The organism is Pseudomonas sp. GM17, assembly GCF_000282175.2.
Classification (GTDB): Bacteria; Pseudomonadota; Gammaproteobacteria; order Pseudomonadales; family Pseudomonadaceae; genus Aquipseudomonas; species Aquipseudomonas chlororaphis.
Genome location: NZ_CP124732.1, coordinates 4958810 through 4974170 on the forward strand (window position 1 = coordinate 4958810; position 15361 = coordinate 4974170).

A 15361-nucleotide genomic window follows, 5' to 3' on the forward strand; every position below is an offset into this window, starting at 1 on the left:
ACGATGATAGCCATTCGTGTCGCCATAAAAAACCCGGCGCAGCGGCCGGGTTTTCATCAATCGTTTAACGGTGCCCGTAGGCGGCCCCAGCGCCGGCCTTCCTTAACGTCCAGCGGCCTGGCAAGCTCCTGCACCCTCTTCCCCGGCTCCAACTGCGACCTGGACCAGGGCTTCCAGCAAGGCCTCGGTGTGATTGATCGATTCCCGGATCTCATCGAAGGCATCCTCCAGATCGCGCACCTTCGCTGTCGCCGAAGCGCCGCACAGGGCTTGCTGGATCTGGAACTCATCCTGCCTGAATTGCAGGACATTGGCCCGCAGGCCTTCGATACGAAGGGACAACTGCGAGATGTGATGACGGCGACGCTGAACCATTTCCGATTCTCCTTCATGGCCCTCTTACTTATTCAGATCGTCGCGCGCCGACAGATGTTCAGCGGTTCCTGACCAAAGGCACAGCGTGCCATGCCAGTGGCCAAGCCCTCAAAGCTTGCTGTCCAGCGCCACCAGCAAGGCCGCGTCCCGTCCGTAGATGTCCGGGGCATAGGACAGCTGGCCATGACTGTCGGCTTGCGCCGTCCAGTACGTGAGCAGGATCGGTACCGGCGTCGATAGCCTGAACTCATGAGTGAGCCCGGTGCTCAGCAATTCGTCGGTGCGCACCCGTTCCGCCGGGCTCACCAGCAGATCGCGCAGCTGCAACGCATGCTCGACCCGCACGCAGCCCGAACTGAAGGCCCTTGGCCCCTTGTTGAACAGCGCCTGGCTGGGCGTGTCGTGCAGGTACACCGAGAACGGGTTGGGGAAGCGGATCGCCATCTGCCCCAGCGGGTTTCTCGGTCCGGCTTCCTGGCGCAGGAGAATATTGCCAGGGTTGTCCCAGTCGATATCCTCCACCGCCAGGGGATGCCCTTCGCTGTTGAGCACCTGCAGGTTCTGCCGATTGAGGAAGGACTGGTCGCGGCGAATTTCCGGCAGTTTGTCTTCGCGGAAAATGGTCGGCGGCACCGTCCAGGTCGGGTTCAGGGTCAGGCGCGTGACCTGGGATTTCAACAGGGGCGTCTGGCGCTCGGCACGCCCCACCTGGGTCCGGGTCTGCCAGACCGGCACGCCGCCCTGATAGACGATCAACTGCGCCGCGGCCAGGTTGACCAGCAGGCTGTCGGGCTCCATGTCCTGCGCCAGCCAGCGAAAGCGTTCGAGGTTGATGCGCAGCTGTTCGCGGCGCATCTGCGGGCTGATGTTCAGTTCATTCAAGGTCCCCGCGCCGATCACCCCATCGGCTTGCAGCGAATGGCTGAGCTGGAAGCTTTTCACCGCACTCACCAGGTCGCTGCTGTAAAGGGTGTCGCCTTCGTTGGCGAGGGTGCTCAGGTACCCCTCCTTGAACAGCCGTTGCGCCAGTTCCGGCACTCGCGCGTCCTGCATCTGCGGACGCAACAGCGGCCCGCTGGGAAGCGGCTGCCAATGGGGCAACGCCAGCTGGCGCTGCTGGGCATACAGCTGGCGCAGGTTCTGATATTGCTCGAGGCTCGGCCGCGCCAGCGCGAAGGCCGCCGGGATGTCCTGCAGGCCGGGCCCGGCGATGGCAAGCACCTGCGCCTGGCGATCCAGCTGTGAGGGATGGGCGTGCCACATCGGCTCGAAACGGGCCTGCGACAGACGGCCGTAATGCAGGTCATGCAAGGCCTGCAGGTAATGCTGGCTGAAGCTCAGGTCGGCGCACAGCGCGTCGCCCGCGAGCGCACTGGCCGGCGAACGGTAGTCGGCCGGGTCCAGGCCATCGTCGGCCAGTTGCTGCAACTGGGCCTGCAACGCCTCCAAACGTGCGCTGGACGACCAGACCGGCTGGTCACCCTGCTGTTGGTAAAAAGCCTGTAACAGGCTCTGGGCGGGAATGTCCAGGTGCACCGCCAACACCGGACAGGCATCGGACAATCGAGTGAATACCTGTTGCACAGGATTCTCATGATCGACCAGTACATCCTGAGCAGTCGCGACCAACGGCGCAGCGAGCAGGAAAAGGCTCAAGTAACATGCGTGTTTTTTGAACAACTGCTTTACTCCAATCATGGCCATCATTGTGATGGTCAACCTCGGCAGTGGCTGCGAAAAATCATCCAACCACCTGTAACCAGAACTGCCAGGAGAGCGACAGGACGTCAGGAGCCAAAGTGACTGTGGGGACACTCTAGAATGCTGACCTTCTTGCGCCGGCTCTGTCTGGCAATGACCACCCTAGGCGCGATCTGCAGCCCCGCGCTCGCCGCCAACAACACGATTCCGCTGCTTTACAACAGCCTCGCCCACGCCGCTCCAGAACTCAATCCCCAAGTGCTGAAAAGTGCCTTGAGCGCCATGCAATGCGCAGTCAACAGTGGCGCCAGGCAGGCCCGGCACCTGGCGGTCATCGACTATTCGCAACCTTCCACCGCCCGCCGCCTGTGGATCTTCGACTTGAATAAAAGAACCCTGGTGCTGCGCGACCTGGTCGCCCATGGGCAGAAATCCGGGGAGAACTTCGCCACCCAGTTTTCCAATCGCATGGGCAGTTTCCAGTCCAGCCTCGGCCTGTTCCGCACCCAGGAAAGTTATGAAGGCAGCCACGGTTATTCGCTGCGCATGGACGGCCTGGAGCCAGGTTTCAATGACCTCGCCCGCGATCGGGATATCGTGATTCACGCGGCCGACTATGTGAGCCCCCTGTGGAGCCGACGCCAAGGGCGCATCGGCCGCAGCCTGGGTTGCCCGGCCGTGCGTCCGCAGGTGGCGCGCCAGGTGATCGACCGCCTCAAGGACGGTCAGTTCATGTTTTCCTGGTACCCCGACCAGCGTTGGCTGAAATCCTCGCCCTACCTCAACTGCCAGCCACGCCAGGTGGCCAGCATTGTCGCCGCCAGCGGTGGTTAACCCGTTCGCTCCTTAACCGGCGGCCGAGGCCGCCGTTTCCGGCTCTTCGGGTATTTTGACGAAGATGCTGTATTTCGCTCCCTCCATCGCTTCAAAGGCGATGAGCTTGTCCACCAGCGGGCCGCTCAGCACTTTGCCGGCATTGAGCAACAGCATGCCATTGTCGGCATTCAGGTTGCGCGCCAGGGTCATGCCCGGGGCCAGGTCGCGCGTCGTCAGGACCCTGACCGTCGGATCGGCCAGGGTGACATCGCTCTGATAAGCCGCACAGACGCCGACGAAATCCTCCACCAGGTCGGGGTCGTAGAGTTTGCCGGCGTATTTGCGAATGAACAGCAGCGCCTCATCGCTGTTCATCTGCCGTTCGAGTATCAGCCCGCGTTGCAGCTCGATGAAGTCCACGGCCAGCTTGAGCCAGCGCGAGCCCAGCGGAATGGCCTCGCCCTTGAGATGATCGGGAAAACCGCTGCCATCCCAGCGTTCCTGGTGATGCAGGATGATGCGCGCCGCGTCCTTCATCGGCTCCAGGGTCATCAGCAGCGACTCGCTCTGCTTCGGGTAAGCCCGGTACAGGTCGCGCTCGTTGTGGTGCAGCAGGTCCGCGGGCGCGGTCATCATGCTGTCGGTCCAGCTCAGCTTGCCGATGTTGTACAGCGCGGCGGCCATGGTCATGTTGCGGCTGTCGGCTTCGTCCAGGCCATGGGTGATGCAATAGACACGAATCAGCTCAATGATCTGCCGGTTGGTCTGCTTGGCCTTGGGCAAGCGCAGGTTGGCCAGCAGCGAAAACACCTCGGTACCGGTCACGTAGCTGCGCTTGAGCTCTTCATACGCCAGATCGAGCATGTCGGCGGTCTGTTGCAGTTCGGCGGTGCGCGCCGCCACATGCTTTTCCAGGGTCGAGTTGAGGGTTTTCAATTGCTCGTTCTGTTGCCGGGTCAGGGCTTCCAGACGCTGGCGCTCGCTTTCGGAATTGTGATGGGCCAGGGCCTGGCGCAGCGTCACCAGCATGTCCTCGTCGTTCCAGGGCTTGCTGATATACCGATGGATCTGCCCTTCATTAATGGCCTTGGCGATCAAGGCCATGTCGGCATAACCAGTGAGCAGGATGCGCAGCGTCGATGGATAACGCTGATGGATATGGGCCAGCAAGGTCGCGCCGTCCATGCTCGGCATGCGGGCGTCACTCATGACCACGTCGACCGGCCGCTGTTCGAGGATCTCCAGGGCCTTGGCACCGCTGTCGGCCAACAGGATGTCGTAAGGCTGGCTGCGTAACAGCCGACGAAGGCTATTGAGAATCGATTCCTCATCGTCGACCAGCAGTACCGTCGGTCTGTCCTGGGCTGCGCCCGCTGTATGTTCTTCCATGGTTCCCCCTCCCCTTTGACTTCGATCAGACCCGCCTTCTGGGACAGGCTAGATGACTTGTAGTGTTTCGGCATGAATTCGACGCCGCCCGATTAGCGCATACGGGGGAGCCTGACTATGCTCAAGGCCAAAATGGATTGCATGTTCAGGAAGCAGGAAGGGAAGCCCGATGAGCTTATATACAAGGTGCCCGCACCGAGTTGGAGCACGCCGATGATGGTGTCGGCAGACCGGACCAACCGGCGAATTCTGATCGTCGACGACACGGCGTCGATCCATGAGGACTTTCACAAGATCCTCGCCTGCACGGATGCCCCCGGGGACAGCCTCAGCGACGCCGAAGCCGCCCTGTTCGGTACGCCCGTCAGTGCCTCGCTGGAGCATTTTTTCCTCGACTCGGCGTTTCAGGGCCGGGAGGCGCTGGACAAGGTGCAGGCAGCGCTGGATCACGATGCGCCTTATGCCATGGCGTTCATCGACATGCGCATGCCGCCCGGCTGGGACGGCCTGGAAACCATCGAGCGGCTGTGGCAGGTCGACCCCAAGCTGCAAATCGCCCTGTGCACCGCCTACTCCGACTATTCCTGGGAAGACATCGCCGAGCGCCTGCAACTGGGCGACCGCCTGCTGATCCTGAAAAAGCCCTTCGACGCCATCGAGATCCGCCAGATGGCCAGCGCCCTGACCGTAAAATGGCAGATGACCGAAGACGCCGAGCTGAAAATGGATCAGCTGGAGCAAGCGGTCGAGGAACGCACCCGCGAGTTGGCCGACGCCAACATCATCGTGCAGAACAGCCCCACCATCCTCTATCGTCTGCGGGGCGAGCCATCGTTCACGCTGATGTACATCTCCCACAACATCACCAAGTTCGGCCATGTGGCGGCGCAACTGGTGGCCTCGGCCGACTGGGCCCAGACCCTGATCCACCCCGACGACCAGGCCAAGGTCAAGAACGCCATGCTGCGGATCCTCGATCGGGATGTGGCGGGAGCCTCCATCGAGTTCCGCATGCGCACCGGTGATGGCGCCTTTCGCTGGGTGGAAAACCGCTATATTCCGGTACGCAACGACCAGGGCCAATTGGTCGAGGTGGAAGGGATCATCCTCGACATTACCGAACGCAGGCTGGCCGAAGAAAAAATGGCCCTGATGGCCCGCACCGACAGCCTGACCGGGTTGGCCAACCGCGCCACCCTGATCGAGCGCCTGCATCAGGCATTCGCCGCGGCCCGACGGGGAGCCGCGCCCTTCGCGATGTTTTACCTGGACCTGGACCACTTCAAGCGCATCAACGACACCCTCGGCCACCCCATTGGTGACTTGCTGCTGCAGGAAGTGGCCCGGCGCATCAAGGCCTGCACCCGGGAAAACGATGTGGTGGCGCGCCTGGGCGGCGACGAGTTCGCGATCCTGCAACTGGACGTCGACGAGGCCACGCATTGCGCCGCGCTGGCGACGAAAATCCGCGACACCCTGCTGCTCCCCTACTCCCTGGAAGGCAACGAGGTGCGCATCTCGGTGAGCATCGGCATCAGCCTCTACAGCCCGCAGACCCTGAGTGCCGACAGCCTGATGGCGCAGTCGGACATGGCGCTGTATCGCTCCAAGGACAAGGGCCGCAACCAGTTCCATTTCCACAGCGAGGAAATCAACCAGGAGGTCACGGAGCGGGTGACCCTGGCCAACGACCTGAAGCTGGCCCTGGAACGCGACGAACTGCACCTGCATTACCTGCCGGAAGTCGATCTGGGCACCGGCAGGATCCTCGGCATGGCGACCCAGGTTCGTTGGCTCCACCCCCTGCGCGGCTGGCTCGAGGCCGAGGATTTCATGCCCGCGGCCGAGAAGACCGGCATCGTCATCGCCCTCGGTCATTGGCTGCTGGACCAGGCCTGCCGGCAGATGCGCGCCTGGCGCGACCAGAACGTGGCACCGCCATTGATTGCGATCCATTTGTCCCTGGTCCAGCTCAAGACCGGGCCAGAACTGATCTACGACGTATTACGCACCACCGCGCGCTGGGACCTGTGCCCGTGGGACCTGAGATTCGACGTGACCGAGGGCACCCTGGCCCAGACCAAGTGGACCCACAACGACATCCTGCCCAGGCTGTGCGAGCTGGGCGTGAAGATCGCCATCGACGATTTCGGCACCGAGTATTCCTCGTTCGACTACCTCAAGACCTACAGGGTCAACCACCTCAAGCTGGCCCAGCGCTTTCTCGACAGCGCCAGCAGCGACCCGGACAACGCCATGACGCTCCGAGCCATCCTCAACTTCGCCCGCGAGGTGGGCATCGGGGTCACCGCTGATGGGGTGGAAACCCAGGAGCAGCGCACGACCTTGATATCCAGCGGCACGTCACTGGGGCACTCGCTCGGTGCGGCGGTCGACAGCGACCAGGCTGGCGAACTGCTCAAGGCCAGGTCTGCTGCTGTGGATGGCAGCACCAGGTCGGCGGATCCGACGTCGGAGAATTTCAGGTGAGCCCGTTATCCGTGGTGCCCAATCGGCGAATTCTGATCATCGACGACACACCGGCGATCCATCAGGACTTTCGCAAGATTCTCAGCCCCGAAGACGAAGGGCCTCTGGGCAACACCGAAGCCTTGCTGCTGGGCGCCAGCCGCAGACCCCATCAGCACTTCGAGCTTGACTCGGCCTACCAGGGCGAGGAAGCCGTGGAACTGGTCAAGCGCGCCCAGGCCGAAGGCCGGCCGTATGCCCTGGCCTTTATCGACATGCGCATGCCACCCGGCTGGGATGGCCTGCAGACCATCGAGCATCTGTGGAAAACCGATCCGCAGTTGCAGATCGCCCTATGTACCGCGTTCTCCGATTATTCATGGGAAGCCATGGCCGAACGTATCGAGTTCGGCGACCAGCTGCTGATCCTGAAAAAGCCGTTCGACAGCCTCGAAATTCGCCAGATGGCCAGCGCCCTGACCTGGAAATGGCAACTGGCGCAGGACGCGGCGAGCAAGATGCGCAACCTGGAACAGACCATCGAGGAACGGGTCCAGGAACTGCTGAGCGTGTCGCACCTGCTGCACTACGATGTGCTCACCGGGCTGCCCAACAGTACCTTGCTCGGTGATCGCCTGACCCAGCATCTGTCCCAGTCCCGCCGCCATGACCGCCAGTTGGCGGTGATGTTCATCGGCCTGGACCGTTTCAAGCGCATCAACAACGCACTCGGGCACCCGGCGGGAGACGAGATGCTCAAGCTCGTCGCCCGCAGCCTGGCGACCACGGTGCGCGAAACCGACTCGGTATTTCGCTACGGTTCGGACGAGTTCGTGGTGATTATCGGCGACATCCTGCACCCACAGCAGACCCGAGGGGTGGCCGAAAAAATCCTGGCCGCCATCAATACCCCTCATTCCGTGGCGGGCCACGACCTGACGGTCACCGCCAGTCTGGGCATCAGCATCTATCCCTACGACGGCGCCGATGCCGTAACGCTGATCAAGAACGCCGAGACGGCCATGCGCAACGTCAAGGACTGCGGCCCCAACAACTTCAGCTTTTTCATCGAAGACATGAACCTGCGCGCGCGCCAGCAGCAGACCTTGGAAACCGGCCTGCGCCTGGCGTTGCAGCGTGAGGAGTTCGTCCTGCACTACCAGCCCAAGCTGGACCTGGCGCGGGGCACGGTGGTCGGTGCCGAGGCTCTGGTGCGCTGGAACCGGCCCGGCCATGGCTGGGTGTTCCCCTCGGACTTCATCCCGGTGGCCGAAGACAGCGGGCTGATCGCCGCCCTCAGCCAATGGGTATTGCGCCGTGCCTGCCTGCAATCGCAGGCCTGGCAAGCGCAAGGCCTGCCGCCCATCTGCATGTCGGTGAATGTGTCGGCCATCGACTTCCGTCAGCACGACTATGTCGAACGCCTCACCCGCACGCTGGCCGAGACCGGGCTCGACCCGACATTGCTGGAACTGGAAATCACCGAAAGCGTGCTGATGCAGAACGTCGACGCCACCATCGCCACGCTCCATGCCATCAAGCAGCTGGGGGTTCGCCTGGCCATCGACGACTTTGGCACCGGCTACTCGAGCTTGAGCTACCTGCAGAAATTCCCGGTCGACGTGTTGAAGATCGACCAGTCGTTCGTGCGTGACCTGGGCACCGACAGCAACGACGCGAAACTGGTCAGCAGCATCATCGACCTGGGTAAAAGCCTCAACCTGAGCATCATCGCCGAAGGCGTGGAGACCGCCGAACAACTGGACTTTCTCAAGCGTCACCACTGCGAGGAAGGCCAGGGTTTCTACTTCAGCAAGGCCGTGGAACCCGAGGAGTTCGCCCGCTTCCTGACCGAATCCCAGCGACCTCACCTGCCCCATCCATGAAGTTGTGCCTGGTAAGGATACCGACCATGTCGTCACTTGCATTACTCCTTTCGGCCAACCTGCTGCTCGCTCCAGGCGCCGAGGCCGCGCCATTGGAAGGACCGCTCAAACCCCTCCCCGCAGCACCGGCGCTGGACAGCAAGCGGGTCGAACTGGGACGACGCTTGTTCAACGACCCGCGCCTGTCGGTGAACAACAGCCTGTCGTGCGCCAGTTGTCATCGCCTTGATCGAGGCGGTGCCGATACCGTTCCGCACTCCCTGGGTTTCGATGGCAAGCCCGTGGGGGTCAACACCCCGAGCGTGTTCAACGCCAGCCTGAACTTCCACCAGTTCTGGGATGGTCGGGCCGAAACCCTGGAAGACCAGGTGCACATCGTGGTGCAGAGCCCCAGCGAAATGGGCAGCGACTGGAAAGTCGTGGTACAGCGCATCGCCGACGACCCGGCCTATCGCACCGCCTTCGCCGATGCCTACCCCGGTGGTGTGTCCCAGGCCAACATCCAGGGCGCCCTGGCCGATTACGAACGCACCCTGCTCAGCGCCAACTCGCGCTTCGACCGATACCTGGCGGGCAACACCGAGATCCTCGACATCGAGGAAAAGTACGGCTACCAGCGCTTCCAGGAATACGGCTGCATCGCCTGTCACCAGGGGGTGAATATCGGCGGCAACATGTTCCAGAAGTTCGGCGTGCTCGGCGACTACTTCGCGGCCCGGGGCAACCCTACCGAGGCCGACCTGGGGCGCTTCAACGTCACGGGCGAAGAAGACGACCGCAATGTGTTCAAGGTGCCGAGCCTGCGTAACGTCGCGGTCACGGCGCCGTACTTCCACGACGGTTCGCAAGCCACCCTCGAAGGCGCGGTGGCGGTGATGTTCAAGTACCAGCTGGGACGTACGCCGTCCGAGGAAGACAAACGCCTGATCGTCAAATTCCTCAAGACCCTGACCGGCGAATGGGAAGGCAACCCCTTATGAAAGTATCCCGTCGCGTAAGCATCCTGTTGCTGGCCGCCCTGGCGGTATTGATGGCTTCGATCCTGCTCTTTCTCTACCTCAAGTCCAGGTCCGACCAGACCGTGACCTACACCGAATCGCGCGACCTGATCCGCCAGATCAAGCAGCAGGACTCGCTGTGGGAAAACGAAATACTCAAGGCCAGGGTGGCCATCACCCATAACTACGATCCGCTGGTTTCACCCCTGGGCGAGATGATGCGCCTGTGGCAGAAATTCGACTCGATGGAGGCGCAGAACCAGCGCAACGATTCGCCGCTGTGGCGCAATGCCCATGACGGCTACCTGAACGCGATAAAGGAAAAGACCCGGCTGGTGGAACAGTTCAAGTCGCACAACTCTGTGCTGCGCAACTCCCTGGCCTTTCTGCCGACCGCCGAGGACGATATCCAGCAGGAGCTCGCCCAACTGCACGACGCGGACAAACTGCAACTGCAGAACATCGCCACCGATACCTACGACCTGTTGCTCAGCAGCCTGGAGTTCGCCCAGGTCACCTCCGACGACAGGGCCGCGGACATCCTGGTGGGCCTGAACAAGCTGACGGTCAACAAGGAGCGCTTGCCCACGGACTTCCATGGCCTGATCGATACCCTCAGCAACCACGTCGAGCTGATCCTGCGCGAGCAACCCAAGGTCAACCGCCTGCTGGAGGAGATCGAAGTGGTGCCGGTCGACGAGCGCCTGGACGACATCACCGTCCTGCTCAACCGCGACCAGCAACAGGCCGAGGCCGTCGACCAGCGATACCATTTCTACCTGCTGCTGTTTTCCGCGCTGCTGGTACTGCTGTTGATCTGGCTGGGCATTCGCCTGATCCGCAGTTTTGCCGAGATCAACCAGATGAACCGCGCCCTGGTGGCCGCCAACGACGAACTCGAACAACGGGTCGAAGAGCGCACGCGCCAGCTCAAGGACACCCAGAGCGAACTGCTCGACACCGCCCGCCAGGCCGGCATGGCGGAAATCGCCACCAATGTCCTGCACAACGTCGGTAACGTGCTCAACAGTGTGAACATCTCCGCCGACCTGGTCAGCCGCAAGCTGCGCAACAGCAAGGCCCAGGGGCTGGGCAAGGCGATGCAGTTGATCAACCAACACAAGCAGGACCTGGGCAGCTATCTCACCGAGGACGAAAAGGGCAAATTGCTGCCCGGCTACCTGAACCAGCTGGTCGAGGCCATCGACCTGGAACAGCAAGGCATGACCGAGGAGCTGAGCCAACTGAGCAAAAGCGTCGATCACATCAAGGACATCGTCGCTACCCAGCAATCCTATGCGGGCGCCAGCAGCCTGCTGGAACCGCTGTCGGTCAGCGAACTGCTCGAAGACGCGCTGCGCATGAACTCCGGCGCCCTCACCCGCCATCATGTGACCGTGCGCAAGGAATACGCCGACGTACCACTGATCATGGGCGACAAGCACCGCCTGCTGCTGATCCTGATCAACCTGATCAGCAACGCCAAGTACGCCATGTCCGACCTGTCCAACCAGACGCGCAACATGACCCTGGCGGCAGCGGTGGTCGACGGCGAGACCTTGCAGATCAGCGTGCGCGACGAAGGCGAAGGCATTGCTCCGGAAAACATGACCCGCATCTTTGCCCACGGCTTCACCACCCGCAAGGAAGGCCATGGGTTCGGCCTGCACAGTTGCGCCCTGGCGGCCATCGAGATGAATGGCCACCTGACTGCCCACAGCGACGGCCCGGGCAAAGGCGCGCTGTTCGTCCTGCAGATCCCCCTGATCACCGCCGAGGTTGAGGCATGAACAACCCGATAAACCGGCGCATCCTGCTGATTGACGACACCCCGGCGATCCACGACGACTTCCGCAAGATCCTTACGCCCAAGACCGGCGACAGCGCCGACCTCGATGCGATGGAAAGCGCGCTGTTCGGCAGCGCGCCAAAAACCGCCGCCACAGTGTTCGAACTGGATTCGGCCTATGGTGGCCAGGAAGGCCTGGGCAAACTGCTGGAAGCGGCGGGCAAGGGCCAACCCTATGCCCTGGCCTTCGTCGACATGCGCATGCCCGATGGCTGGGACGGCGCGCAAACCATCGAAGAGTTGTGGAAGCACGACCCACTGCTGCAAGTGGTGGTGTGCACCGCCTACTCCGACTATTCCTGGGACGAGTTGCTCGATCGCCTGAACGGCCACGACCGGCTGCTGATCCTGAAAAAGCCCTTCGACAATATCGAAGTCCAGCAGATGGCCAATACCCTCACCACCAAATGGGAAATGACCATGCGCGCGCAGCTGCAGATGAGCGAGCTGGAAGAACGGGTGGAGCAACGTACCCTGGCGTTCAAGCAGGCCAGCGCCGCGCTGCGACGGGAAATCGACGAGCGCAAGCTGCTGGAAAGCCAACTGGTGCAATCGGAAAAGCTCGCCTCCCTGGGCCAGCTGGCCGCCGGGGTCGCCCATGAAATCAACAACCCGGTCGGCTTCATTTCCTCCAACCTCGGCGCCCTGGACAACTACTTCAAGCGCCTGCAGGAGATGCTCGAGGCTTACGGCAATGCCGAAACCGGGATCGGCGCCAGCGAGCTGCGCGATCGGCTGAAACAGTTGCGCACGGATATCGAGCTGGATTTCCTCCTCGAGGACATTCCGCTGCTGATCAAGGAGTCCAAGGACGGCATCGGCCGGGTCAGCCAGATCGTCAAGGACCTCAAGGACTTTTCCCGGGTCGATTCGACCCAGGAATGGCAATGGGCGAACCTGCAACAGGGCATCGACTCGACCCTGAACATCGTCGCCGCCGAGATCAAGTACAAGGCCGACGTGATCAAGGAGTACGCCGAGCTGCCGGAGGTCGAGTGCCTGCCTTCGCAGATCAACCAGGTGGTGATGAACCTGATCGTCAACGCCTCCCAGGCCATGGGCAACGAACGGGGCACCATCACCCTGCGCAACGGCGTCGAGGGCGAGAACGTGTGGATCGAAGTGGCCGACAATGGCTCGGGCATCCCGCCGGACAGCCTGCAGAAAATCTTCGACCCGTTTTTCACCACCAAACCCGTGGGCCAGGGCACGGGGCTGGGGCTGTCGCTGTCCTACGGCATCGTCAAGAAACACCGCGGCGACATCTCGGTGCGCAGCGAGGTCGGTGTCGGCACCACCTTCCGCGTCGAGCTTCCGGTGCGTCAGAACAGAAAGGCCAGTTGAGTTGCGGCATCTCTTGCCCAGTGCCTGTCCCCCCAGCGAGGCCATTTCGGCCGAAGCGAGCCAGAACAAAAAAGGCGGCCCGAAGGCCGCCAAGAGGTTCATCCAGCGGTGATTGCGGCATGCCCGCCTATTGCCTGACGGCGGGCACCGGCCGCACCAGCCAGGCCGCCAGGGCCGGTAACAGCAGGATGGCGCCCCAGACATTGACCAGGAACATGAACGCCAGCAGCACCCCCATGTCGGCCTGGAACTTGAGGATGGAAAACACCCAGGTGGACACGGACACCGTCATGGTCACTGCGGTGAACAGCGAAGCCGTCCCTCGCTGCTTGAGCGCTTCGACAAACGCTGAGCGCAGGTCCAGATGACGTGAGTGCATCTCGTGCTTGATCCGCTCGAACAAGTAAATGCCGTAATCCACGCCGACCCCCACCCCCAGCGCCACCACAGGCAAGGTGTTGACTTTGAGGCCGATGCCCAGCAACGCCATCAGGCCGTTGCACAGCACCGTGACCAGCGCCAGCGGCAGGATGATGCACAGGGTGATGCGCAGCGAACGAAAACTCAGCAGGCAGAGCAAGGTCACCGAACCGAACAGCGCGAGGTTGACCCATTTGTCCGCCGCCGCGACCGCCTCGTTAGTCGCGGCCATGACCCCGACATTGCCGCTGGCCAATTGAAAGCGCAGCTCACTGCCGTCGTGGGTGGCCTTGAACGCCTTGATCCGCTCGATGATGCGGTCGATGGTCGAAGCCTGGTGATCCTCGGTGTATAGCGAGATCGGCATGGCGGTGCAGGTGGAGTTCATCAATTCGTTGCCAAGACGCGTGGCGAACCCCACGCCCTGGGCGATTTGCGCGCGCTCCTCGGGAATGGTCCGCCACTTGATGAAGGTTTCGGCATAACCCTGGGTGATCTGCCCGACATAACCGGCCAGCCCACGCACCGTACCGATACCCGGGGTCTGTTTCATGTCGAACTCAAACTCTTCGACCTTGCCCAGAATATGCCGGTCGACACAGGGCGACTCGTTGCCGCTGGCTTCTACCACCACCTGCAACAGATCGACACCGATGGCGAAACTGCGGGTGATCATGGCCACGTCCTGGTTGTAACGCGAGTCGGCGCGCAGCTCCGGAACGCCCTGCCCGGTATCGCCAACCTTCAACTTGCCGGCCTGCCAGAGGCCGACGCCGAGCAACGCCAGCGCGATCAGGATGACCGGTATGCTGCCTTTGCGGGTGGCCAGTACGCCAATTCGCTCCCACAGCCGGTTGCCGGCGGTTTCCTTACCCCGCAAACGTTCGGCTTCCTTGGCCGAGAACCCCATGTAAGACAGCAGGATCGGCAGCAGCAGTTTGTTGGTGAGGATCATCAGGCTGACCCCCAGGGTGGCGGTGATCGCCAGCTCGCGGACCATCTCGATCTGCACGAACGCAATCACCAGAAAACCCAGGGCATTGGCCAGCAGCGCCATGGCCCCCGGGATGAAGAGCTTCTGGAAACAGTTGCGCGAGGCGGTAATGCTGTCGTGGCCACGCAGGGTTTCCAGTTTCCAGGCATTGGTCATCTGCACCGCATGGGAGACGCCGATGGAGAAAATCAGGAACGGCACCAGAATCGACATCGGATCGAGCGCCAGGCCCAGCAGCGGCAGCAGCCCCAGCAGCCAGACCACCGGCACCATGGCGCATATCAACGCCCAGCACGTCAGCATGCGCGACCCGCAATACCAGTAGAGCAGCAGCGCGGTGATCACGAAGGCCACGGCGAAGAACAGCAACACCCCCGCGGCACCGTCAGCGATATCCCCGGTCGACTTGGCGAAACCAATGATATGCACGCTGATGCCCTCTTTCTCGTGCTTGGCGCGGATCGCTTCGAGCGCCCTGCTCACACCCTGCAGGTCGAGGCGTGCACCGGTGTCTGGGTCCACCTCCTGCAGGTTCGCCACCACCATCGCCGCGCTCAAGTCATTGGCGACGATACGCCCGACCCAGTCCGACTTAAGCACATTGTCACGCACGGCCTGGAGTTGCTCGGGGTGCCGGTGAAGTCGGCGGCGACAATATTGCCGCCCCGAAAGCCGTCCTCCACCACCTCGTTGTAACGTACGTTGGCGGTAAACAGCGAAGTGACCGAGCTGCGCTCGACGCCCTTGATGTAGAACACTTCTTCGGTGACCTGGCGCAGGCTGTCCATGAACCTCGGGTCGAAGATCTCGCCCTTTTCGTTCTTCAACGCCAGCAGCACTTTGTTGGCGCCGCCGAAATCCGTCTGGTACTTGAAGAAGGACTGCATGTATTCATGCTGCAGCGGGATCATCTTGGAAAAGCCCGACTCCACCCGCAGCTGTGTGGCGGTAAGGCCAAACAAAAGCGTCAGCAGGATGAAAAAAATCAGCAGCGGCCGACGCACGTGAAAAATCCAGTAGGACACCCGACCGACCAGACCCTGGGAAAAGTTGTGGCGGTCGAGCACCTGATCGTTGGCCACAGGTTCGAGCCCCCGGCTGTCGTGGTATTTGCTCATAG

The 15361-nt window shown here is 62.1% G+C and carries 9 protein-coding genes and 1 pseudogene; 7 read left to right on the forward strand and 3 right to left on the reverse strand.

Annotated features, from left to right (window positions below; genetic code table 11):
* Window positions 1-3 precede the first annotated feature (3 nt).
* On the forward strand, window positions 4-447 hold the full coding sequence (locus tag PMI20_RS22050) for a hypothetical protein (protein ID WP_177323807.1): 444 nt from the start codon (window positions 4-6) through the stop codon (window positions 445-447).
* A 36-nt stretch (window positions 448-483) separates the two neighbouring features.
* On the opposite strand, the gene PMI20_RS22055 is transcribed toward PMI20_RS22050, so the two are convergent.
* A complete protein-coding gene (locus PMI20_RS22055) occupies window positions 484-2055 on the reverse strand; it encodes a L,D-transpeptidase family protein (protein ID WP_037035455.1) in 1572 nt (523 codons plus the stop codon).
* A gap of 141 nt (window positions 2056-2196) precedes the next feature.
* On the opposite strand from PMI20_RS22055, the gene PMI20_RS22060 reads away from it, so the two are divergent.
* On the forward strand, window positions 2197-2910 hold the full coding sequence (locus PMI20_RS22060; protein WP_007929291.1) for a murein L,D-transpeptidase catalytic domain family protein: 714 nt from the start codon (window positions 2197-2199) through the stop codon (window positions 2908-2910).
* Window positions 2911-2922: 12 nt separating this feature from the next.
* Here the strand turns inward: PMI20_RS22060 and nosR are convergent, their stop codons facing one another.
* A complete protein-coding gene (nosR, locus tag PMI20_RS22065) occupies window positions 2923-4281 on the reverse strand; it encodes a response regulator c-di-GMP phosphodiesterase, NosR family (protein WP_007929289.1) in 1359 nt (452 codons plus the stop codon).
* Between the two features lie 213 nt (window positions 4282-4494).
* Between nosR and PMI20_RS22070 the strand changes: the two genes are divergently transcribed.
* From PMI20_RS22070 to PMI20_RS22090, 5 genes are read left to right on the forward strand one after another with little or no spacing between them, the layout of a single operon-like run.
* Window positions 4495-6771 carry a GGDEF/EAL domain-containing response regulator gene (locus PMI20_RS22070; RefSeq protein WP_037035443.1) on the forward strand — a complete coding sequence of 759 codons (2277 nt, stop codon included), beginning with the start codon at window positions 4495-4497 and terminating at the stop codon, window positions 6769-6771.
* Window positions 6768-8636 (forward strand): putative bifunctional diguanylate cyclase/phosphodiesterase, encoded by a 1869-nt coding sequence (locus PMI20_RS22075; RefSeq protein WP_007929286.1) that lies wholly within the window; start codon window positions 6768-6770, stop codon window positions 8634-8636. Before PMI20_RS22070 ends, PMI20_RS22075 begins: the two co-directional genes overlap by 4 nt.
* Window positions 8637-8662: 26 nt before the next feature.
* On the forward strand, window positions 8663-9616 hold the full coding sequence (locus tag PMI20_RS22080) for a cytochrome-c peroxidase (RefSeq protein ID WP_007929285.1): 954 nt from the start codon (window positions 8663-8665) through the stop codon (window positions 9614-9616).
* Window positions 9613-11424, forward strand: coding sequence for a DAHL domain-containing sensor histidine kinase (locus PMI20_RS22085; protein ID WP_007929284.1), 1812 nt, complete (start codon window positions 9613-9615; stop codon window positions 11422-11424). The genes PMI20_RS22080 and PMI20_RS22085 overlap by 4 nt, the downstream gene beginning before the upstream one ends.
* Complete coding sequence (locus PMI20_RS22090; protein ID WP_007929283.1) at window positions 11421-12827, forward strand: ATP-binding protein; 1407 nt, start codon at window positions 11421-11423, stop codon at window positions 12825-12827. The genes PMI20_RS22085 and PMI20_RS22090 overlap by 4 nt, the downstream gene beginning before the upstream one ends.
* 127 nt (window positions 12828-12954) lie before the next feature.
* On the opposite strand, the pseudogene PMI20_RS22095 reads toward PMI20_RS22090, so the two are convergent.
* Window positions 12955-15359, reverse strand: a pseudogene (locus PMI20_RS22095) (efflux RND transporter permease subunit).
* Window positions 15360-15361 lie beyond the last annotated feature (2 nt).

Coding starts and splice junctions, on each gene's coding strand:
- PMI20_RS22050 (WP_177323807.1), top strand. CDS start 4: ATGATAGCCATTCGTGTCGCCATAAAAAACCCGGCGCAGCGGCCGGGT.
- PMI20_RS22060 (WP_007929291.1), top strand. CDS start 2,197: ATGCTGACCTTCTTGCGCCGGCTCTGTCTGGCAATGACCACCCTAGGC.
- nosR (WP_007929289.1), bottom strand. CDS start 4,281: ATGGAAGAACATACAGCGGGCGCAGCCCAGGACAGACCGACGGTACTG.
- PMI20_RS22070 (WP_037035443.1), top strand. CDS start 4,495: ATGATGGTGTCGGCAGACCGGACCAACCGGCGAATTCTGATCGTCGAC.
- PMI20_RS22080 (WP_007929285.1), top strand. CDS start 8,663: ATGTCGTCACTTGCATTACTCCTTTCGGCCAACCTGCTGCTCGCTCCA.
- PMI20_RS22085 (WP_007929284.1), top strand. CDS start 9,613: ATGAAAGTATCCCGTCGCGTAAGCATCCTGTTGCTGGCCGCCCTGGCG.
- PMI20_RS22090 (WP_007929283.1), top strand. CDS start 11,421: ATGAACAACCCGATAAACCGGCGCATCCTGCTGATTGACGACACCCCG.